Annotated in this window: 18 protein-coding genes; 14 read left to right on the top strand and 4 right to left on the bottom strand. The window is 63.9% G+C overall.

The window, feature by feature from the left end; genetic code table 11:
- Positions 1-9 precede the first annotated feature (9 nt).
- The 14 genes from AC07RO_RS06595 to AC07RO_RS06530 all read left to right on the top strand — a co-directional run bounded on the left by AC07RO_RS06595 (position 10) and on the right by AC07RO_RS06530 (position 17817).
- Positions 10-3387, top strand: a complete 3378-nt coding sequence (locus AC07RO_RS06595) for an ImcF-related family protein (protein ID WP_495085608.1) — start codon at positions 10-12, stop codon at positions 3385-3387.
- Positions 3384-4994, top strand: a complete 1611-nt coding sequence (gene tssA, locus AC07RO_RS06590) for a type VI secretion system protein TssA (RefSeq protein ID WP_495085607.1) — start codon at positions 3384-3386, stop codon at positions 4992-4994. Before AC07RO_RS06595 ends, tssA begins: the two co-directional genes overlap by 4 nt.
- Positions 4995-5016: 22 nt before the next feature.
- Positions 5017-6786 (top strand): type VI secretion system baseplate subunit TssF, encoded by a 1770-nt coding sequence (gene tssF, locus AC07RO_RS06585; protein WP_495085606.1) that lies wholly within the window; start codon positions 5017-5019, stop codon positions 6784-6786.
- Positions 6750-7841 (top strand): type VI secretion system baseplate subunit TssG, encoded by a 1092-nt coding sequence (gene tssG / locus AC07RO_RS06580; protein WP_495085605.1) that lies wholly within the window; start codon positions 6750-6752, stop codon positions 7839-7841. Before tssF ends, tssG begins: the two co-directional genes overlap by 37 nt.
- Positions 7822-8358, top strand: a complete 537-nt coding sequence (gene tssJ, locus AC07RO_RS06575) for a type VI secretion system lipoprotein TssJ (protein ID WP_346628214.1) — start codon at positions 7822-7824, stop codon at positions 8356-8358. Before tssG ends, tssJ begins: the two co-directional genes overlap by 20 nt.
- Before the next feature lie 3 nt (positions 8359-8361).
- Entirely contained in the window at positions 8362-8802 is a 441-nt protein-coding gene (gene tssE, locus AC07RO_RS06570; protein WP_346628215.1) for a type VI secretion system baseplate subunit TssE, read from the top strand.
- Between the two features lie 17 nt (positions 8803-8819).
- Positions 8820-9563 carry a type VI secretion system ImpA family N-terminal domain-containing protein gene (locus tag AC07RO_RS06565; RefSeq protein WP_346628216.1) on the top strand — a complete coding sequence of 248 codons (744 nt, stop codon included), beginning with the start codon at positions 8820-8822 and terminating at the stop codon, positions 9561-9563.
- Between the two features lie 192 nt (positions 9564-9755).
- The gene (locus AC07RO_RS06560) at positions 9756-10388 is read left to right on the top strand and encodes a biliverdin-producing heme oxygenase (protein ID WP_282371820.1); all 633 of its coding nucleotides are present in this window, start codon (positions 9756-9758) and stop codon (positions 10386-10388) included.
- Positions 10378-12603 (top strand): ATP-binding protein, encoded by a 2226-nt coding sequence (locus AC07RO_RS06555; RefSeq protein WP_346628217.1) that lies wholly within the window; start codon positions 10378-10380, stop codon positions 12601-12603. Before AC07RO_RS06560 ends, AC07RO_RS06555 begins: the two co-directional genes overlap by 11 nt.
- Before the next feature lie 127 nt (positions 12604-12730).
- Positions 12731-13987: an MFS transporter gene (locus AC07RO_RS06550; protein ID WP_495085604.1), complete on the top strand. Its 1257-nt coding sequence runs from the start codon at positions 12731-12733 to the stop codon at positions 13985-13987.
- 82 nt (positions 13988-14069) lie between these two features.
- Complete coding sequence (locus AC07RO_RS06545) at positions 14070-15365, top strand: sensor histidine kinase (protein WP_192172259.1); 1296 nt, start codon at positions 14070-14072, stop codon at positions 15363-15365.
- A gap of 258 nt (positions 15366-15623) precedes the next feature.
- The gene (locus tag AC07RO_RS06540) at positions 15624-15809 is read left to right on the top strand and encodes a hypothetical protein (protein WP_192172258.1); all 186 of its coding nucleotides are present in this window, start codon (positions 15624-15626) and stop codon (positions 15807-15809) included.
- Positions 15810-15984: 175 nt separating this feature from the next.
- Complete coding sequence (locus AC07RO_RS06535; protein WP_274605507.1) at positions 15985-17412, top strand: ATPase domain-containing protein; 1428 nt, start codon at positions 15985-15987, stop codon at positions 17410-17412.
- Between the two features lie 45 nt (positions 17413-17457).
- Positions 17458-17817, top strand: coding sequence for a response regulator (locus AC07RO_RS06530; RefSeq protein WP_495085603.1), 360 nt, complete (start codon positions 17458-17460; stop codon positions 17815-17817).
- A 121-nt stretch (positions 17818-17938) separates the two neighbouring features.
- On the opposite strand, the gene AC07RO_RS06525 is transcribed toward AC07RO_RS06530, so the two are convergent.
- The 4 genes from AC07RO_RS06525 to ehuC all read right to left on the bottom strand — a co-directional run bounded on the left by AC07RO_RS06525 (position 17939) and on the right by ehuC (position 20382).
- The gene (locus AC07RO_RS06525) at positions 17939-18175 is read right to left on the bottom strand and encodes a hypothetical protein (RefSeq protein ID WP_495085602.1); all 237 of its coding nucleotides are present in this window, start codon (positions 18173-18175) and stop codon (positions 17939-17941) included.
- Positions 18176-18270: 95 nt separating this feature from the next.
- Complete coding sequence (locus AC07RO_RS06520) at positions 18271-19062, bottom strand: amino acid ABC transporter ATP-binding protein (RefSeq protein WP_495085601.1); 792 nt, start codon at positions 19060-19062, stop codon at positions 18271-18273.
- Positions 19055-19705 (bottom strand): ectoine/hydroxyectoine ABC transporter permease subunit EhuD, encoded by a 651-nt coding sequence (ehuD, locus tag AC07RO_RS06515; protein WP_495085600.1) that lies wholly within the window; start codon positions 19703-19705, stop codon positions 19055-19057. Before ehuD ends, AC07RO_RS06520 begins: the two co-directional genes overlap by 8 nt.
- Complete coding sequence (gene ehuC / locus AC07RO_RS06510) at positions 19702-20382, bottom strand: ectoine/hydroxyectoine ABC transporter permease subunit EhuC (RefSeq protein WP_065991599.1); 681 nt, start codon at positions 20380-20382, stop codon at positions 19702-19704. Before ehuC ends, ehuD begins: the two co-directional genes overlap by 4 nt.
- Positions 20383-20680: the final 298 nt, after the last annotated feature.

Here is a 20680-nt window from a genome sequence, read left to right as displayed (position 1 = left end):
AGCTTTTTTATGCGTATTCCACGTTCTATCGGGTTCGTTGTTCTCACAGCCATTTTGGTGGTGGGCTTCGGCCTGATAATTCTGATATGGCAGTTCCCTCACCTCATGGGCATCGCTGCCGGCAGCGAAGAACAAACCGCATGGTTGCTGGGTGTTGCGGCCGCCACAATATCGGCCTGCGCGGGCGCGGTGAGTTTTCAGTGGCTGACGCAGCGGCTGGGACGGGCGGAATATCTCAAAAAAGCCAGTGAAATCTCTCCCCAGCCAGCGTCTGTCGAAGGGACTGGACCGGGCGGGGATAGGGCGCCACAGGTTGCCGATGGGCTCAAAGAGCACCTCCACCATCAATACACCGCCTTCCAGCGCACCCGCACCCGCTTTCTCCTGGTCGTCGGCGAGCCCAAGCACATCGAAGCCATCGCACCAGGTCTGGCCGACGCCCAGTGGCTTGAATCCCAGAACACCGTGCTGCTCTGGGGCGGCAGCCCGCAATCCCAGCTCTGCAAAACCGCCACCCGCTGGCACGATGTAACCCAGCGGCGCGGCCTGGACGGCGCTGTCTGGGCCCTCAATAAACAGCAAAGCGCCAACGCCGCGACGATGGCCAGTGGCGTCGCCGGTCTGCAGCAACTGGCGCGAACCCTGGGCTGGCAGTTGCCGCTGCACCTGTGGGAGGTCTGCGAGAGCAATCGGACGCAGCAAAAGCACGCACGGGGGCCCGCTGGGTCGCTGCTGCCCCCGCGCTTCCGCGGCTCGCAATTGCAGATGATATTGGCCCCCATTGACGGCTCGTTGCATCAGATGGGCTTGGCCGAGCTGGCGGTCTACCCCGACCATGACTTTCTCTCCCGGTTGTCCTCCAACCTGAAAGCAGAGGGCATCGCCCGCTGGCACCAAGCCCTGACGCCGTTGCTGGGCAAGTTCGCGCGGGGCGTGCCGTTACGCGGGCTGTGGTTCAGTTTGCCGGCGCTACCGACCGAGTCCGTCGGCAATCTGTGGCTGCCGGGTCCGGCGTGGGCCGGCGTGCTCGCGGGCACACCTCGCGACGCCCGGCGCCTGGGCTGGCCGGTCACGCGCATCAGCTACGCCCTTGCCCTCGGCGCCATGCTGATCTGGTTGACGGGCCTGCTGCTGTCGTTCTCCACCCACCGTACCCAGATCCTCGACATCAAGTCGTCCTTCGCGGCCGTGGAGCCGTCGGGCAACGGCGATGAGCCGTTGCTCGCCCTCAACGCGCTGATCCTCGAAATGGGACGGCTGAAAGACCGCGCGCGGCGGGGCGAGCCGTGGTTCCAGCGCTTCGGGCTGAGTCAGAACGATGCCTTGCTCGCGGCGATGTGGCCGCGTTACGTGGAAGCCAATAACCGGCTGATGCGCGACCCGGCGGCGGAGAATTTGAAGCGCCAACTCGCCGCCTTGGTGGCATCGCCCGCCGACAGTCCTCGGCGTGCCAAGGGCGCGCACAACGCATATGTGCAGCTCAAGGCCTATCTGATGATGGCCCGCCCGGAGAAAGTGGACGCGGGGTTTCTGGTCACGGCCCTCGGTCATGCCGAACCGACGCGCATGGGCGTGTCGCCGGGATTATGGAAAGGGCTGTCACCGACGCTGTGGCAGTTTTATGCCGAGCAACTGAAGGCCAATCCGCAGTGGCGAATCGAGGAGGATAACGCGCTGGTGGCCCAGGCGCGGCAGGTGTTGCTGGTGCAACTGGGCCAGCGCAATGGCGAAGCCAGCCTGTATCAGCAGGTGCTGGAGGCCGCCGCGACTCACGCTCCCGATCTCGGGGTTGAGCAGATGGTCGATGACAAAGAGGTGTGGCCGCTGTTTTTCACCGAGGCGCGTGTGCCGGGTGTGTTCACGCGGCAGGCGTGGGAAGGGCAGGTGCGTCAGGCGATCGACGACATCGTCGCGGCCCGCCGCGAGCAGATCGACTGGGTGCTCAGCGACCGGGAAAACAGCGGCGTCGCGAATACCTCGCCGGAACAGCTGCGAGCGCGGCTGACCGAGCGCTACTTCCATGATTACTCCGGCGCCTGGCTGGAGTTTCTCAACAGCGTGCAATGGCGGCGGGCCGACAGCCTGGCCGACGTCATCGATCAACTGACCCTGATGAGCGACGTCCGCCAGTCACCCTTGATCGCCTTCATGAACACCCTGGCGTGGCAGGGTCAGGCCGGCCATCGCAGTCAGGGGCTGAAGGACTCGCTGATGCAGTCGGCGCAGAAGCTGATGGGCAGCGAGCGCCCGTCGCAGGTCCCTGCCATCAGCCAGCAGCTCGACACGCCGGCCGGGCCGCTGGATCCGACCTTCGGCCCACTGTTGGGGTTGCTGGGCAAGGACGCGGAAGGCAAGGGCGGCGATGACGACCTCAGCCTGCAAGCGTTTCTGACCCGCGTGACGCGGGTGCGCCTGAAGTTGCAGCAGGTCAGTCACGCCGCCGATCCCCAGGGCATGACCCAGGCCATGGCGCAGACGGTGTTCCAGGGCAAGAACATCGACCTTACCGATACTCGGGCCTACGGCGAACTGCTGGCGGCCAGCCTCGGCGAGGAGTGGGACGGCGTGGCCTATGCGCTGTTCGTGCAGCCGCTGGAGCAGGCGTGGGGCAAGGTGCTGGAACCTTCGGCGATCGCACTGAACCGGCAGTGGCAGCAGGCGGTGGTTGATGAATGGGATAAGGCATTTCTCGGCCGTTATCCTTTCGCCGCCACCGGCAGCGACGCCTCGTTGACGATGCTGGGCAAGATGATCCGCACGGACTCGGGGCGTATTGAGCAGTTCTTGCAGCGGGAGCTGACCGGCGTGTTGCGCAAGGACGGCGGTCGCTGGGGGGTGGACCCGGCCCACGGTCAGGGCCTGCAGATCAACCCCAGGTTTCTTGCGGCGGTCAATCAGCTCAGCCACCTGGCCGACGTGCTCTACACCGACGGCGGCATGGGCATCAACTTCGAGCTGCAGGGCAAGGCGGTGCGCGACGTGGTGCAGACCACCTTCGTGCTCAATGGCGCGCGCCATCAGTACTTCAATCAGAAGGAGAGCTGGCAGCGTTTCGCCTGGCCCGGCAGCAGCGATTACCCCGGCGCCAGCCTCACGTGGACCAGCGTGCGCAGCGGCGAGCGTCTGTACGGTGACTTTCAGGGCGCCTGGGGGCTGATCCGTTTGCTGGACGCCGCCACGGTCACCGCGCTGGACGACAGCGACAGCCGCTACCGCATCAGCGTGCCTGCGCCGGACGGCCTGGACCTGACCTGGCACATGCGCACCGAGCTGGGCGCGGGACCGATGAGCCTGCTGGCGCTGCGCAATTTCAAACTGCCGCGACAGATCTTCCTCAACGGCATCGCCAGCGCGCAAACCCCGTCGCGCGCCGAGGTGACGGAATGAGCCTGCAAGCGTTGATCGCCACGACGCTGGGTGAGCGCGACGCGGTGGCCCTCGCCAAGGCCCACGCTACCGAGTGGGCGTCATGGCTGGCTCCGATCAGTGGTGACTCAAATGTGGGTCAGGACCCCGGCTATGACGATGATTTCCAGAGCATGCGCGAGGAGGTCAACAAGCTGTCCGGGGCGGACGCCGATCGGGTCATCGTACTGGCGGAAAAACTCCTCAAAGGCACCTGCAAGGACCTGCGCGTGCTCACCTATTACCTGTGGGCGCGCCTGCAGCGGGACGGCGAAGCGGGGCTGGCGGACGGTTTGAATCTGCTGGCCGCCATGGTTGATCGCTACAGTGTCGAGGTGCTGCCGGCGCGGCCCAACAGTCGCAAGGTCGCGCTGGAGTGGCTGGCCAGCGCCAAAGTCCTCGACAGCCTGACGCTGTACCCGGAAGTGGTGAAGGCCGAGGCCGAACGCACGGTCGCCGCGCTCGCCTGGCTGGATGAGGTGCTTGAACAATGGCCCGTCGACCAGCGTCCTGAGTTGGGCACGCTGTACTCGGCGCTGTCGGCACGACTGGCCCAGGCCGGCGGACTCGATGCCGTGGTGCCGCAATTCAGTGCCAGCCATGATGCTGCGAACCCTCAGGCCACCAAACAAGCCGCCACCCACGGCGCCGGCCCCGTGCCCAATACCATCCGCTCGGGCCGCGACCTGCTGGACAGCGGCCGCGCGCTGGCCAGCTATCTGCGCGAACAACCCCAGGGCTGGCTGGCCGCCCATCGGCTGATGAAAAGCCTGCGCTGGGACACCGTGCACCAGTCGCCGCCCCAGGACGCCACTGGCCGCACGCGCCTGGCACCGCCCCGATCCGAATACCGCGCGCAACTCAAACGGCTGTACCTGCAACAGAGCTGGAACGAGTTGCTCGATCAGGTGGAGCGCATGTTCGCCGAGGGCGTGAACCATTTCTGGCTCGACCTGCAATGGTTTCTGTACCAGGCGCTGAGCCGGCAACCGGCGCCGTCCGAGGGCTGGGCGCGCATCGTCAAAGAGGATCTGGGCCTGCTCCTGGAGCGACTGCCGGGCCTCGAAACCTTGTGCTGGGACGACGGCTCGGCCTTTGCCGACGAGACCACCCGCGAGTGGATCGATCAGCACGTCAGCACTCAAAGCGTTGCTGCCTGGCTGCCCGCGACGGCCGCTTCCAACGCAGACGAAGCCGACATTATGGCCCTCGAAAGCGAGGCACTGGCCCAGGCCGATCGCGACGGTGTCGAGGTGGCACTGGCCTGGCTCGACACGCGCCCCGACATTCACGGCGGCCGGCAGCGCTGGCTGCTGCGCCTGCTGATGGCGCGGGTCGCCGAACAGTACGGCAAAAGCGAGTTGGCGTTGCACGTCCTCGGCGAACTGGACGCCACGGCCCAGCGCCATGTGCTCGCTCAGTGGGAGCCGGCGCGGGTGTTTGAAGTCAAGGCGCGGCTGCTCAAGGTGCTGCGCATGAAAGCCCAGCGCAGCGACGCCGACAAGGCTGCGCTGGGCAAACGGATGGAGCCGCTGCTGGCGGCTCTGGTGGCTATGGACCCGGTGCGCGCGGCAGTGCTGTGCGGCTGACACTTTCAACCAGGAGGTTTTTTTGAACACGGACAATCTGACCCTGCGTTACTTCGATGCGGAAATGCGCTACCTGCGCGAGGCCGGCAACGAGTTCGCCCAGGCGTTTCCCGACCGCGCCGCTTCGCTGAATCTGGACAAGCCCGGCGCCCACGATCCCTACGTCGAGCGGCTGTTCGAAGGCTTCGCGTTCCTCATGGGACGGCTGCGGGAAAAACTCGACGACGACCTGCCGGAGCTGACCGAAGGCCTGGTCAGTCTGCTGTGGCCCCATTACCTGCGCACGATTCCGTCGTTGTCGATCGTCGAGCTGCAGCCTGACGTAAACCAGATGAAGCAGAGCGAGCAGGTCGCGACCGGCTTTGAAATTCAGTCGCAACCCATTGGCCCCCAGCGCACGCGCTGCAGTTACACCACCACCCAGGACTTGACCCTGCGTCCACTGGCGCTGGATTCGGTGCGCCTGGCCCAGGAACCGGACGGGCGCTCGGTGATCCGCCTGCGGTTTTCCTGCGGGGCGCTGAGCAACTGGGGTCAGCTGGATTTGCGCCGCATCCCGCTTTACCTCAACGCCACCCCGGCGGTGGCCAACGCGCTGCATCACGCGCTGACCCTGGGCACTCAGGCGCTCTATGTGCGTCAGCCCGGGGACGCGCAGCGCCAACCGCTGCAAGGACGTTTTGGGCCCAAGGGCTTCGGCGATGACGACCGGCTCTGGCCGAAGGGCGACAGCGCGTTCAGTGGCTATCAGTTGCTGCTGGAGTACTTCAGTTTTCGCGAGAAATTCATGTTCGTGACCCTGCACGGGCTCGAAAACATGAGCATCGCGCCGGACGCGCCGTGGTTCGAACTCGAGGCTGTCCTGAGTGTGCCCTGGCCCCATGCATTTTCGCTGAGCAGCGAGCACATTCGCCTGCACGCCGTGCCGGTGATCAATCTGTTTCCGCTGGAGGCCGACCCGCTGTCCCTTGATCCCTTGCAGACCGACTATTTGCTGCGGCCCATGCGCCTGCAGGACGGCCACACCGAAATCTATTCGGTCGACCGGGTAACGGCGTCCCGCGACTCGGGTCGGGAAGAGTACGTGCCGTTTTCCAGCTTCCGGCACAAGGGCGGCATGCTCCGTGACGAGGCGCCCGAGCGTTATTTCCACACCCGCCTCAAGCGCGGCGCGAACGGGCTGCACGACACCTGGCTGATACTGGGCGGCGAGGGCGCCGACCTTGATCGATTGACCGAGCGGCCGTGCCTGTCCCTGCGCCTTACCGGCACCAATGGGCAACTGCCGAGAAAGGCGCTGCAAAGCACGATCCTTGACACGCCGCTGCACACGACCCAGTCCGGTCTGCGGGTGCGCAACCTGTGCGCGCCGACCCTGCCGTGTTATCCGCCCAGCCGCGACCGCTTTCACTGGCGGGTGTTGAGCCATCTGGGCTCGAACTTTCTGCCAATGCTCGACAACGCCGAAGTGCTGCGCGGCACCCTGGCGCTGTATGACTGGACCGGCAGCGAGCTCAATCGCCGGCGTCTGGAAGCCATCGTTGAGGTGCGTCACCACCTCATTCAGCGCTTCGAAAAAGGCTTTCTGCTGCGCGGCGTGGACATCGAAGTGACCCTCGATGCCAACGGCTTTGCCGGCGAGGGCGACATCTGCCTGTTCGGCGAAATGCTCAACCGGTTCTTCGCGCTGTACGCCGACATCCATCTGTTCACCCAGATCACCCTGATTCTGCAACCGACCGGGAGGAGCCTGCGATGGAGCGAAAACCACAGCCAGCGGATTCCCGGTTAAGGGTCGCCGAATGGCTCGGTGCCGTGCAGGGGCGGGTGGCCGAGGCGAGCGTCTACCGCTTCTGCCAGTTGCTGGAAGCCGCGGCGCCGGAGCAGCCGCCGTTGGGCAGCTCGGAAGATCCGGCGGATGATCCGGTGCGCTTCCGGCCCGATCCCGGCATGGGCTTTCCTGCCAGTGAGTTGAAAGCCGTGGAGTGGTCGTCTGAGGATCAGCCGCTACCTGCAACCGTGCGCACCCGCTTGCTCGGCCTCTATGGCGTGGATTCACCGATGCCGACGCGCTACCTCGACGACATCGCGCAAAAGCGGGAAGGCCACGAGGCGCTGGAGGGGTTTCTCGACATTTTCAACCACCGGGTCTTCACCCAGTTCTACCGGATCTGGCGCAAGTATTCCTACCCGGCCTCGTTCGCGCCCGCTGGGGCCGACCCCACCTCGCAGTGCCTGTTCGGGCTGATCGGGCTGGGCATACCCGGCACGGCGAAACGCATCGCCACGCCGCTGTCGCGTTTTCTGGCGTTGCTCGGCGTGATGCGTCTGCCAACCCGCAACGCCGAGGGCATTTCGGCGCTGGTGCATTTGCTGGCGTCTCGCACTCAGGCGTCGATCAAGCCGCACTGGCCGCGAAACATTGCCCTCGACGCGCCTGCCAGCCTGTCGTCGGCGCGGCCGGTGAGTCTGTCCCAGGGCACGCCGTTGGGCAGTGTCGGCCGCGACGTCAACAGCGAACTGCTGCTGACGCTGTTCACCGCCGACCACGACGAGGCGCGGGAATGGCTGCCCGGCGGTGGTTTGCACAGCGACCTGCGGGTGCTGTTGCAGGTTTACCTCGGTTGGCGCTGTACCGCGCGGTTGCGCCTGTCGCTGCCCATCGGCTGCCTGCCGGTGCCAGCGCTCGGCGGACGAGGTGTGCTGCTGGGCATGACCGCCGGACTCGGGTTGCAGGGCAGCGCTGCCGGGATAAACGACATCATCACTATCCATCTGGGCCGTTATCAGGGGCTCCACATCAATCCTCAGGAAAGAGAACCCACCCATGTCGCCTATTTTTTATAAAGCGTTGTCCGTCATCGTCCTCGGCCTCTTCGTCAGCGGCTGCGGGGTGACGCAGAGCGTGTCCGAATCCACCGCATCAATGACCCTGGCGATTTTCTACAAACAGGTCAGGACCCTGCGTCTGGACTTCGACGGCCGCCTGGCCCTGAACACCGACGGCACGGACATGCGCGCGCTGTCGGTGCCGGTGATGGTGCGGGTGTATCAGCTGCGCGATGGCAAGTCGGCGAGCAAAGCCACCTACGACGACCTGCTGCGGGACGCCGACCAGGTGCTCGGCGCTGACCTGCTGGATCAGCGATCGCTGGTGATCAAGCCCGGGGAGGGCGCGCCGCTGGATGTGCCGCTGAACGAAAACGCCAGAGTGGTCGCCGTGGTCGGGTTATTCCGCGAGCCCGATCTGCAGCTCAACGACTGGCGCTTGCTGCTCACCCGCGACGACCTCGACCCGGACCGGCCCCGGGTCATCGAGCTGGGCGAAAGCCGGCTGACCCTGCGCCCTCTGGCCGAGGGTTGAGCCATGAGCGACCTCAACCCTTCGCTGTACGAAACCCTGCTGCAGAATTTCAGCGGCGAGCTCGACCTGTCACGGGTGGGGGAAGACGATCAATACGTGCTCTCGGTGCTGGACAATGTGCAACGCGTGCTCAACAGCCGCGCGGGCACCCTCGCGCACTTGCCCGATTACGGCCTGCCGGACATGGGCGCTGTGCTCGAAGGCTTGCCCTCTGCCGCCCATGGGCTGATGCGAACCATCGCCGGCACGCTGCTCAAGTACGAGCCGCGCCTGTTGTCGCTGGACATCGAATTGTTGCCCCAGACCCAGCCGGGCCATCTGGTCTACGCCCTCGACGCCACCCTTGAAGGGAACCGCACCGCGACGTTCGGCACGACCTTGAGCCCGGAGGGAAGGGCGGTGGTGCGTCATCTCAGGCGCCATGATGTGCAGGCCCTGTCTTGAGGCCGACAGGAGGCTCGATGACCACGAACTTCGCCAGGGAGGTCAAGGCCGGAGGCGATCCACGCGCGTTGCCTGACCACCGGAGGTTGTGCACGGAGATGGCCCGACTCGGTCATCCGGCCTGCCCGGATGTGGATTGGCGAGCCGTCGAGCACTGTTGCCTCGCCTTGTTCACCAGCAATGGCGCGGACCTGCAAACGGCGGCGGGTTACGCCCTGGCGCGCAGTCATCTGGCCGGGGTAAAAGGGATGTACGAAGGCCTGTCGGTCCTGGAAACCCTGTTGCGGGCAGACGCCCAACCCTGGCCCCGAGGGGTGTCGGCGCGGGCGGAACTCCTCAATGGACTGTTCGGCTCTTGGCAAGCGGTGCTGCGTGAACTGCAGATCAATGTCGGCGATCTGGCGGACCTCGGTCTGTTTTGCGTGCAGCTTGAGCACGTGCGCCGGACGCTGCTTGAGCGGATTCCTGTGTCCATCAATAGCCTGGAAGGCTTGCGCACGCAGGTGGCGCAACGGGCGTCGCGGATCGAGCGCGAAGCTCAGGCCGCGGTGCTGGTCGCGCCGAACGCCATGCCGCCCCGATCGCTGCACATCGGGACTCATTCCTCAACCCAGAGAAACACCCCAACCCAGAGAAACTCTGCAGCCACGCAGCCAACGTCCACCGACATCAAGGTCACTGCAGAAAAACGCACCGCGATGTGGATCGGATTACTCATCGGCGGATTGCTCGGCCTGCTCGCCGCATTGGCCTGGCTGTGACAATACCCGTGTATCAAGGCTTGCCGACGGCCAAGGTCGCGCAGAGAACGTACCGCCCGGCCGAACGTCGGCATTTCCCCGTCAGCCATATTTACAGCCGGGCACTGTCTCCATTAGTGTGCGCGCATCATCTGCCTCAACAGCGGCTGCCGCATGTTCAGGCACGTCCGCTCAGACCGGACACTTTCGCCCTTGGTTGAAATCACCCCTGCGTTGCGCGACCCTTGCGTCCCGGCCCCCTATGCCAGTGTCCTTCAGCAATTGCGAACGGCTACCGCCGTCCAGCACTCGACGCTCGAAGCCCGACTGCCACTGACCCACCCCCAGCTTGATTTCGGCACCTACAAACGGATCATCGCGGCCTACTACGGTTTCCATCTGCCCTTGCAACAATCGATGGAGCGCTTTCTTGCGCCCCAGGCCATCGACCCTGCCCGGCAGAAAATCCCCGCGCTGATCAAGGATCTGCACGCCCTCGGCCTGGACGACCTGCAGATTCAGGCCTTGCCGCTGTGCACCGAACTGCCCGCCATCGACAGCGTCGCGCAGTTGCTCGGTGTGATGTATGTCATGGAAGGGGCTACGCTGGGGGGGCAGGTGCTGCGCCGGATCATCGCCAACAGGCTGGGCGTTGATGCCGACAGCGGCGGTGAGTTTCTGGACGTGTACGGCCGCGACACCGGGCGGTTGTGGAAGGCCTTCCTCAAGCAACTGGCCGAGTTCGATGCGCCGCTGCACAACGCCGAGGTGGTGCAGGCGGCCTGTGCCACTTTCCACTGCTTTCAAACCTGGCTGGAGCAAACGGGAGTGTTGAATGACGCTTGACCACACGCTGAACATGGATGAGCTGCTGGACACCTGTGCCAATGAACCCATTCGTATCCCCGGCGCCATTCAGCCCCACGGCGCTCTGCTGACCCTGCTCGAAACCGACTGGACCGTGCAACAGGCCAGCGCCAATGCCTGGCAGATGCTGGGCATCCCCGGCGACGTGCAGGCTGGCGACTCGCTGGTACGCTGGCTGGGCGAGGCGCAGGCCGAGGCCTTGCGCGACGCCGTTCAAGACGCGGATCTGCACAGCCTCGATCCATTGCCGATGCAATGTGCCGGGCAGGCATTCGATGGCCTGTTGCATCGCCACGACGGCCTGTTGTTTCTGGAACTTGAGCCCGTCGCCACACAGGCATCGATGCAGCACTTGGGGCCGCGCCTCACGCGCACCTTGCGTCGCCTGCAATCGGCCAAATCGCTGGACGATCTGTACGCCATCAGCGTCTCGGAAATCCGTGCACTGACCGGCTACGACCGGGTCATGATCTATCGCTTTGAAGAGGAGGGTCACGGGCAGGTCATTGCCGAGTCGGCGACGGCCGAACTGGACGCCTACCTGGGGCTGTTTTTCCCCGCCACCGACATCCCGCAGCAGGCCCGCGAGCTGTACCGCCTGAACTGGCTGCGCATCATCCCCGACGCCGCGTATGTGCCGGCGCCTTTGGTCCCGGCCCTGCGCCCGGATACCGGCGAGCCGCTGGACATGAGCCACGCGGTGCTGCGCAGCGTGTCGCCGATCCATTGTCAGTACATGCACAACATGGGCGTGCGCTCATCAATGAGCATTTCCCTGCTCAAGGATGAACGCCTCTGGGGCCTGATCAGTTGCGGCAATCGCGAGCCGCTGCAGGTGCCGCACACGCTGCGCTCGGCCTGCCAGACCATCGGGCAAGTGCTGTCGATGCAGATCAGCCTGCTGGAAGATCAGCAGACTCAGCGCCAGCGACTGGCCAAGCATCACATGCTGGACAGGCTGTCCAGGGCGATGAACGAGTCCGCTGACGACGTCTACAACGGGCTGCTTGAACACGCCCAGGCGCTGCTGACACTGGTCGACGCCTCCGGTGCGGCGGTGATCATCGACGGTCAGGTACACCTGATCGGCCAGTGCCCGAGCACCGAGCAAGTGAGCGCGTTGCAGCAATGGCTGCAGAACCGGCCCGGATCGGTGTTCGAGACGTCCAGCCTTGGTGCCGTGTTCCCCGACGCGCAAGCGTATCAACGCGTGGCCAGCGGACTGCTGGCGTTCAGTTTGCCCAAGCCGGTGGCCAACGGGGTGCTGTGGTTTCGCGCCGAAGTCAGGGGCAGCGTGGAGTGGAGCGGCAACCCGCAACAGGCCAAACGGGTCGTCAATGATCGCCTGCAACCACGGGAATCTTTTGCCCTGTGGGAACAGCAGGTCGAGGGCAAGGCCAGAACCTGGAGCGCCGGTGAGGTCTACGCGGTGTCCGATCTGCGTCGCTCTGCGCTGGAGGCAGACCTGTCACGGCAGGTACTGCGCGAGAAAGAGGCGGTGCGTGCCCGCGATGAACTGGTGGCCGTGGTGTCCCACGACCTGCGCAGCCCGCTGACGGTTATCGTCATGCAGTGCGGCATGATGCAGCGGGTGATCAACGCCGACGCCACAGCATCTACCAAACGACTCAGCTCTGCCGTCGACATCCTGCAGCGCGCGTCTTCGCGGATGAGCAGCCTGCTGGAGGATTTGCTTGATACGTCAAAGATCGAAGCCGGCCGCTACTTCATCGACGCCGAGCGGCTGGAAGTCAGCCAGTTGTTCGAAGACGCCTGGTCACTGCTCACGCCACTGGCACTGAACAAATTCATCGACCTGACCTTCCACGCCGAACCCGAGCTGACGGTTTTCGCCGATCCGGAGCGCATGTTTCAGGTGCTGTCCAACCTGGTGGGCAATGCGATCAAATTCACCCCCAAGGCTGGTAGTGTGAAGGTCACGGCGGCAGGTGCGGGCGACCATGTGGTGTTCACCGTGGTGGATACCGGGGAGGGTATTCGCAGCGATCAGTTGCCCCATGTGTTCGAGCGCTACTGGCGCAGACGTGAAGGCAACCCGAATGGCACCGGCCTTGGGCTCTATATCTCCCAAGGGATCGTCAAGGTTCACGGCGGTGAACTGACGGCCACCAGTGAAGAGGGCGTTGGCAGCGAATTCCGTTTCACGATACCGCGCGCGTCCATGGCGTCGTGAATCGGGTGCGCCCGCTTTAGCGGCAGGGGGTTATTCCTGACTGGAATCCCCCGCATGAAAAACATGAATTTTATTTATGGCCCCTAGCCCTCTACCGTGAGCGTATTCCGTTCACGGTAGAGCCGTCATGACCACGCCCTCTCAATCTCAGCCATCCCTCGTCGAAGAACACTGGAGGCGCAACCTGGCCGTCTGTGTGTTCGGCGCGTTCACCACCATCGTTGCGATGACCTTGCTGCTGCCGTTTCTGCCGCTGTATGTCGAGCACTTGGGCGTCACTGATCAGGCCGCCATCGTGCAGTGGTCAGGGGTGGCGTTTGGCGCGACCTTTCTGTCTGCCGCGCTGACCGCGCCGCTGTGGGGGCGGCTGGGTGATCGTTACGGGCGCAAGCTCATGATGATTCGTGCCAGCCTGGGCATGGCGGTGGCGATGTCGCTGATCGGGCTGGCAGAGAACATTTACCAGTTGGTCGGGCTGCGTTTGCTGGCGGGGTTGCTCGGCGGCTATGCCTCCGGCGCGACCATTCTCGTGGCCACGCAGACGCCCAAGGCGCGCACCGGCTGGGCGCTGGGCATGCTCTCGTCGGGAATCATGGCCGGTAATCTGACCGGACCGTTGATTGGCGGGCTGTTGCCGCCGCTGATCGGCATCCGCAGCACGTTCTTCCTGGCCGGGGGCGTGATCTTTCTGACCTTCCTTGCCACGCTGTTTCTGATGAAGGAGGCACCTCGGCCCAAGCGTCAGACTGGCGTGGCGAAAGCGCCGGCTGTGCGGGCCTGGGACGTCATCGCGGACAGGAAACCGGTGCTGACCATGCTGGTTGTGGCCTGTCTGGTGATGTTTTCGATCATGTCCATCGAGCCGATCATCACCGTGTACCTGACCCAGATGCACAGCGAAAACGTCACGCTGATGGCCGGGCTGGTGATGTCGGCCACTGCACTGGCCAGTGTGTTGTCGGCCTCGCGGATCGGCAAGCTCGCCGACCGCATCGGCCACTGGAAAGTGGTCATCGGCTGTCTGACGGCGGCGGCTGTCTTGCTCATTCCCCAGGCGTTCGTCACCCATGCCTGGCAGCTGGTGCTGCTGCGTTTTCTCATGGGCATCGCCCTGGGTGGCCTGTTGCCGTGCATTGCGGCGATCATCCGCCATTCGGTGCCCGACGCCGTCGCCGGGCGCATGCTCGGCTACTCCACGTCCTGCCAGTACATCGGCCAGGTGCTGGGGCCACTGACCGGGGGATACCTGGGCGGGCATTTCGGCATGCCGGTGGTCTTCATCGTCACCTGCCTGCTGATGGGCGGGTGCGCGGCCGGCATGTTGCTCATGCGGCCGCTGATTTCCGCTGGGAACGGCTTCAGCCGCAAAGAGCGCGGCATTTGACAAAACCATGACATCCCGCACCGGATAATCGCCGCCGGTGGGGCCACGCCCCGGATTCGAGTACCGCCATGCACGGACCTTCATGGACATCAAACACAGCCTTAAACAACGGATTGTCATCGTATTTGCGTTGATGAGCGCGCTGGTCGCCGGGGTATTCGCCGTCGGCATCATCGCCACCGTGCACGTGGTCGAAAAGCGCCTGACGATCATGAGCCTGGGCGGCAATCTGCACCGGCTGCTGGCCGTGGACAGCGTCAACGACTGGCGCCACCGGCCGGAAAAAGACGAGTTGTTCTACGCCGACGAGGGCGTCGGTGACCTCGCCATGAGCGACGACCTCAAGGGCCTGCGCCCGGGATTTCAGGAGTTCTTCCGTGGCAAGAAAGCCTATTACGCCATGGTCTCCGAGGTAAACGGGCGCCACTACGTACTGCTGCGTGATCAGCGCAAATTCGAAAAGCGCGAACGCATTCTGTTCGGTGTGGTGCTGGTCGGTTTCTTTCTCAGCGTGCTGTTGGCGGTGCTGCTGGGTCGGCTGCTCGCGTCCCGGGTGATCACGCCGGTGTCGCGCCTGGCCGGCCAGGTGCGTCATCGCGATCAGTTGCTGGAGATGGCGCCGGTGCTCGCCAGCGACTACGCCAACGATGAAGTCGGTGCGCTGGCCCGCTCATTCGACGAAACCCTGGGCCGGCTGCGCGCCGCATTGAGCCGCGAGAAGCTGTTCACCAGCGACGTCAGCCATGAACTGCGCACGCCGCTCATGGTGCTGGCGACGTCCTGCGAATTGCTGATGGAATACCCGGCGCTGGACGACCGCTCTCGCACGCAGGTAAAGCGCATCGGCAAGGCCACGGCGGGGATGAACCAACTGGTCGAAACCTTCCTGCTGCTGGCGCGCACGGAGGGCAAGAACACGCCTCAGGGTCAGCGTTCTTCGCTGGTGCTGATTGCCGATGAGCTGGTGGACACCTGGCGCACGCCCATCGAAGCCAAAGGTTTGCGCTTCATTTATCAGCGCCACGACGGCGACGGTGAGGTCTACAACGCGCCCTTGCTGCGCTCGGTGATGGGCAATTTGCTGCGCAACGCCTGGCATTACACCGATCAGGGGTTCATTCAGCTGACCCTGCGCAGTGATGGTTTCAGCGTCGAGGACAGCGGCATCGGCATCCCGCTGGAAAAACAGCAGGCCATGTTCCAGCCCTTCGTGCGCGGCGACGAGCAGCGCGGTGAGGGGCTGGGCCTGGGGTTGTCGCTGGTTCAGCGAATCTGCGCCAATCAGCACTGGACCGTGACCCTGACCAGTCGCGATGACGGCGGATGCTGTTTTACCGTATTGCTGAATCTCGATGAGGCCGGGGAAAAACGGGTGTGAGCGCCCTCCGTTTTGCGTTGTAACGGCCGACGCCTTCCCGGCAGTAGGACCGGCTTCAGCCGGGAAGAGGCCAGTGGGTGCAGTCTCAATTTTGCAGCGGGACTGTTGACGCCTTCCCGGCTAAAGCCGTTCCTACAGTCGAGGTCGTAGCCAATCCAGCTCGGTGCACACGACACCGTTCACTCCATTGGTCCGGTGAACCGCACGAGTGCCTGCCGGTGCGCTCCAACACCTGCCTCCCTCAATGGACCTGCAACCATGTGCCCAGACCGCTCATCACTCGTTCGCGGGGCTGCTGACGATCAACCGGCTGACCCTGACGACACGCCTGAATACCCGTTGTCCGCCCCCATCAAGCCCGACGATCCCGAGCGGCGCACCGAGCAGTCCCAGGCCGAGACGGACGGCTGTGCCCCGGAACCCGGATCCGATTCGGTCGAGTGATAAACACCCGTTCGAATGGGTTTGCCGCGATGTCTGTCGGCGAATGCGTGTGAATCTGTCATGAGAATTGATGATTGCCCTTGGAAAGCTTCCTTAAAAACTCAATAATCCGCGATTAGTCGCGGACTTAACTCGCAATATTCACGACGCCAATATGGTGGCGGAGGAAGCAAATTTGAATCAGCTAAAACGCCTTCAGAGCGGAATTGAAGGGCTTGATGAGCTGCTAATGGGCGGTTTCGTTGCCGGATCCTCGTACATCATTCAGGGCCGACCGGGCTCCGGAAAAACCATTCTGGCCAACCAGATCGGTTTCAATCACATCCGCAATGGCGGCCGAGTGCTGTTCGCGACCCTGCTCGCCGAACCCCACGAGCGGCTGTTTCAGTTTCTTTCCACGCTGAGCTTCTTCGACAAGGACCGGGTCGGCGACCAGATCCAGTTCGTGAGCGCGTTCGACACCATGGAAAACGACGGCCTCGATGAAGTCGTCAAGCTGCTGCGCCGGGAGATCGTCCGCCAGAAGTCCACGGTGATGATCCTCGACGGGCTGCTCAATGCCCGCTCCAAAGCCGAATCCACCCTCAACACCAAACGCTTTATCTCCGAATTGCAGGGCCATGCCGCCTTCGCCGGTTGCACGGTGTTCTTCCTGACCAGCTCCCAGCTGGATGACGGTAGCCCCGAACACACCATGGTCGACGGCGTGCTGGAAATGGGTGAAGAACTGGTCGGCAACCGTTCCGTACGCCGCATCAAGGCGCGCAAGACCCGCGGCAGCGGCGCCATCCCCGGCGCCCACGAATGCGAAATCACGGAAAACGGCCTGGTCGTCTACCCGCGCCTCGAAAGCACCATCACCCACTCGGCACTGCGCGACAGCGCAGAATTCAGTGTCGTCCCCAGCGGCATCGACACGCTGGACCCGTTGATTGGCGGTGGTCTGGTGGAATCGTCGGTGACCTTGCTCCTCGGCCCGTCGGGCACTGGCAAGACCACATTCGGCCTCAATTTCCTCGCTCGCTCGACGCCCGACGAGCCCGGGTTGTTGTTTGGCTTCTACGAGTCGCCCCAGCGCCTTCGGGTGAAGGCGGCGGCGCTCGGGCTGGACTTCGAAGCGCTGGAGCGCGCCGGTGCGCTGCACATTGCCTGGAAATCGGCGAGCGCCGAGTTGATCGACAAACTTGCCCTTGACCTGCTGCGGATCGTCGAGCAGCAGGGCATCAAGCGGGTGTTCCTCGACAGCCTCGGTGGCATGGCCCGCGCTTCGGCCGATCAATCGCGGATTCTCGACCTCTTCAGTGCCCTGATGAGCGAGCTTCGCGCCCGTGGCGTCACGGTGGTCTGCAGCTGGGAAATCCGCGGACTGATTGGCGGCAAGATCGACGCCCCGGCCCCGGACATGTCGGGCATTGTCGACAACCTCATGCTGATCCGCTTTGCGCAATCGACAGCGGGGCTGACCCGGCAACTGTCGATCCTCAAAATCCGCGATAACCCCTACGACCCGGCCCTGCTGGACGTCTTGATTGGCGAGCAGGGTCTGACTGTGAAAAAGGCTGCGTTTCATGCCCTCGACGATTCAGGCAATGCAACGGCGTAGAAGTCGTCATCGAGCCGATGATCGCTCGTTCGCGCGGAGGGCTGCATGACCACGATTCTGATTGTCGATGATGAATACCTCATCGCCGACATACTGAGCTTCGCGCTGGAAGACGAAGGCTACCTGACCGTCACCGCCAGCAGCGGATTGAAGGCCCTCGGCATTCTGGAACGCGAGCGCCCGCAGCTGATCATCACCGATTACATGATGCCCGGGATGAACGGCATCGAGTTGGCGGAAGCGGTTCGCATGAATCAGAGCCTGGGGCAGATTCCCATTATTCTGATGAGCGGTGCGCAGTCCCATCTGGGCATCGCCCGGCCCGATCTGTTCAGCAAGGTGTTCGACAAGCCCTTCGAGATCAGCGCGGTGCTCGACGCCGTGCGCGCGCTGCTGGGCACCTAGGACCGGCTTCAGTCGGGAAAAGGCCGGTACCGACGCCATCGATAGTGCGGCGCGGCAGGTGTTGCCGGGAGTGGATGCACGCTCGGGAAAGCAGGGCGGCTATAAGGCCGCCCGGATTGAATCAACGGCCGTCAGCAACCTTGCGTTCGATTTCAGCTGACTTTTTGTTCAGCTCTTCGGCATCCTGTTCCTTTTCCCGAATGGAGGTCGGGGTGATGACTTCGTCCGCCGCGCGGGTGTCGTCGTCCGGGTCGTTGAGGTCACGCTGCACGACATTGACAGGCTTGCCTGCGCTGTCGAGGGTGGGCGCGTCAGGCTGCGTGACGTTGCGTGGGTCGACCGGGGTGTCGTTGCTCATGGATTCATCCTCGCTGTGGGGTATGAAGGTTGGATGTGTGAGCAGTCGGCGAGTTCGGTTTTTTTCGACGGCGCACGAACCTGACCCGCGGCCGATCAACGTTGCTCCACCAGATTGAGAAATCGCCGCGTGCGCTCGTTGTCCGGGTCGACCAGCACCTCGGTCGGCGAGCCATCGGCGACGATGCGCCCGGCCTCCATGAACAGCACGCGGTCGGCGATGTCCTGGGCGAACTTCATTTCGTGGGTCACCAGCAGCATGGTCATCTGCTGCTCGTCGGCGATGGCGCGGATCACCGCCAGCACTTCACCGACCAGCTCCGGGTCGAGCGCGGAGGTGACCTCGTCGAACAGCATCACCTGGGGCCGCATGGCCAGCGCCCGGGCGATCGCGACGCGCTGTTGCTGGCCGCCGGAAAGCTGCGCGGGATAGGCATCGGCCTTGTGGCTCAAACCGACCAGCCCGAGGTATTGATGGGCGCGCTCCAGGGCCTCTTCGCGGCTGAGCTTGAGCACCTGAAGCGGCGCTTCGGTGACGTTCTGCTGCACGGTCAGGTGCGGAAACAGGTTGAACTGTTGAAACACCATGCCCACCCGGTGCACCACCGGTGGCTTTTTCGCGCCGGGCCAGTGCCAGCCGCCGGATTTGGCCGGCACCGGCGCGCCGGCCACCTCAATGCTGCCGTGCTGATAGGCCTCAAGGCCCTTGATCAGGCGCAGCACCGTGGATTTGCCCGAACCGCTAGGGCCGATCAGGGCGACTTTCTGGCCGGCGGGAATGCTCAGGTCCAGGTGGTCGATCACCCGGGTCGCGCCGAAGTTTTTCACCACTTGCTTGAGGATGATCTGCGGCGAAGCGCCGGGCAGAGCGTGTGCGAGATCAGACATGGCTGCGCCTCTCGAAATAGTTGAACAACAGGGAGGTCGGCACGCTGATCGCCAAAAACATCAGCGCCATCACCGTGTAGGGCTCGTTGTAGCGGTAGGTCATGCCGGCGATCTGTTTGGCCGCCTGGAACAGCTCGGGAATGGTGATCACCGCCAGCAGCGGGGTTTCCTTGAACATGCCGATGAGGTAATTGCCGAGCACCGGCAGCATCGGCTTGAGGGCCTGGGGCAGGACGATCCGCCGCCACGTCGTGGCGGTGTCGAAATCCAGTGCCCTGGCCGCTTCCCATTGACTGGCCGGCACGCCTTCGATGGCACCGCGAAAGGCTTCGGCAATGTAGGCCGCGTAGTACAGCCCCAGCCCGATCACTCCGGTGGAAATCGGCGGCAGGGTCAGGCCGGCCAGGGGCAGGGCGAAGAACAGCACGTACAGCTGAACCATCAGCGGCGTGTGCCGAAAGAAGCTCAGGTAGCCGGCGCTCAGTCGTTGCACCAGCGCTTTTTTCGAGCGCTGGGCGATGGCCAGCAGCAGACCGAGCAACACCGCCAGCAGAAAGCCGAGGATCACCACTTGCAGCGTTACCAGCAGCCCCTGAAACAGATCGGGCACGATGGACCAGGCGAAGGCGTAATCGAAGTTCATGGCGCCACCCCGCGACGCCAGTGGGTGACCCGTCGCTCGTAGCGCTTGACCAGCCAACTGAGCGGCCAGGCCATGACGAAATAACACACCAGCACAATGCTCCAGATCAGCGTCTGCTGACCCAGGGTGGTGATCAATTGACCGCCGGAAAAGGTCAGGTCGCTGAGGGTGATCAATGACACCAGTGAGGTGGTCTTCAGCAATTCGACCAGTTGATTGCCCATCGGCGGCAGCATGAACGGCAGCGCCTGGGGCAGGATGATTCGGCGAAACGCGGTGATCGCGTCGAAGTCCAGGGCCTTGATCGCGTCGCGCTGGCCCCGGGCGACGTTGCTCAGGGCGGAGCGGACGATTTCCGAACCGTAGGCCGAGAAGGTCAGGCCCAGGCCGAGAATGCCGGTGGTCATCGGGGCCAGGGTGATGCCAAACAGCGGCAGGATGAAGAACAGGTAAAACAGCAGCACCAGGGCGGATATGCCACGCAGGATTTCGACGTAGACCGTCGCGATCCAGCGCAACGCGCGCCACGGCGACAGGCGCATCAGCGCGATGACAAACGACATCACCACCACGACGACTTGGGCGAAGAAGGTGATTTCAAGGGTGACCAGTGCGCCGTTGGCCAGTTGGCGGGCAATGAAGCGCGCGGTGTCCAGGGTGGAAGCATCAAAAAGCATGGGCCGTACTCGTATGGGCTGGGGCCGTTATGTTGCGGGGTGAAAAATCAACTTTGCGGTGTGCCTGTCGACGCCTTCCCGGCTAAAGCCGGTCCTACTGAATGCACGCGGTCTGTAGGACCGGCTTCAGCCGGGAAGAGGCCCGTGCAGGCGCCATCAATTTTGCGGTGTGCTCACCGACGCCTTCCCGGCTGAAGCCGGTCCCACTGAATGCACGCGATCCCGCTGTAGGACCGGCTTCAGCCGGGAAGAGGCCCGTGCAGGCGCCCTCCATTTTGCAGTGTGCCCACCGACGCCT

Source organism: Pseudomonas sp. GW821-FHT07F05, assembly GCF_059418765.1.
This window is presented reverse-complemented; position numbering and strand designations above follow the sequence as displayed.

What these genes read in the sequence shown, in the direction of transcription:
- AC07RO_RS06595 (WP_495085608.1), top strand. Translation starts at nt 10, where the DNA reads ATGCGTATTCCACGTTCTATCGGGTTCGTTGTTCTCACAGCCATTTTG.
- tssA (WP_495085607.1), top strand. Translation starts at nt 3,384, where the DNA reads ATGAGCCTGCAAGCGTTGATCGCCACGACGCTGGGTGAGCGCGACGCG.
- tssG (WP_495085605.1), top strand. Translation starts at nt 6,750, where the DNA reads ATGGAGCGAAAACCACAGCCAGCGGATTCCCGGTTAAGGGTCGCCGAA.
- tssJ (WP_346628214.1), top strand. Translation starts at nt 7,822, where the DNA reads ATGTCGCCTATTTTTTATAAAGCGTTGTCCGTCATCGTCCTCGGCCTC.
- tssE (WP_346628215.1), top strand. Translation starts at nt 8,362, where the DNA reads ATGAGCGACCTCAACCCTTCGCTGTACGAAACCCTGCTGCAGAATTTC.
- AC07RO_RS06565 (WP_346628216.1), top strand. Translation starts at nt 8,820, where the DNA reads ATGACCACGAACTTCGCCAGGGAGGTCAAGGCCGGAGGCGATCCACGC.
- AC07RO_RS06555 (WP_346628217.1), top strand. Translation starts at nt 10,378, where the DNA reads ATGACGCTTGACCACACGCTGAACATGGATGAGCTGCTGGACACCTGT.
- AC07RO_RS06550 (WP_495085604.1), top strand. Translation starts at nt 12,731, where the DNA reads ATGACCACGCCCTCTCAATCTCAGCCATCCCTCGTCGAAGAACACTGG.
- AC07RO_RS06545 (WP_192172259.1), top strand. Translation starts at nt 14,070, where the DNA reads ATGGACATCAAACACAGCCTTAAACAACGGATTGTCATCGTATTTGCG.
- AC07RO_RS06540 (WP_192172258.1), top strand. Translation starts at nt 15,624, where the DNA reads ATGTGCCCAGACCGCTCATCACTCGTTCGCGGGGCTGCTGACGATCAA.
- AC07RO_RS06530 (WP_495085603.1), top strand. Translation starts at nt 17,458, where the DNA reads ATGACCACGATTCTGATTGTCGATGATGAATACCTCATCGCCGACATA.
- AC07RO_RS06525 (WP_495085602.1), bottom strand. Translation starts at nt 18,175, where the DNA reads ATGAGCAACGACACCCCGGTCGACCCACGCAACGTCACGCAGCCTGAC.
- AC07RO_RS06520 (WP_495085601.1), bottom strand. Translation starts at nt 19,062, where the DNA reads ATGTCTGATCTCGCACACGCTCTGCCCGGCGCTTCGCCGCAGATCATC.
- ehuD (WP_495085600.1), bottom strand. Translation starts at nt 19,705, where the DNA reads ATGAACTTCGATTACGCCTTCGCCTGGTCCATCGTGCCCGATCTGTTT.
- ehuC (WP_065991599.1), bottom strand. Translation starts at nt 20,382, where the DNA reads ATGCTTTTTGATGCTTCCACCCTGGACACCGCGCGCTTCATTGCCCGC.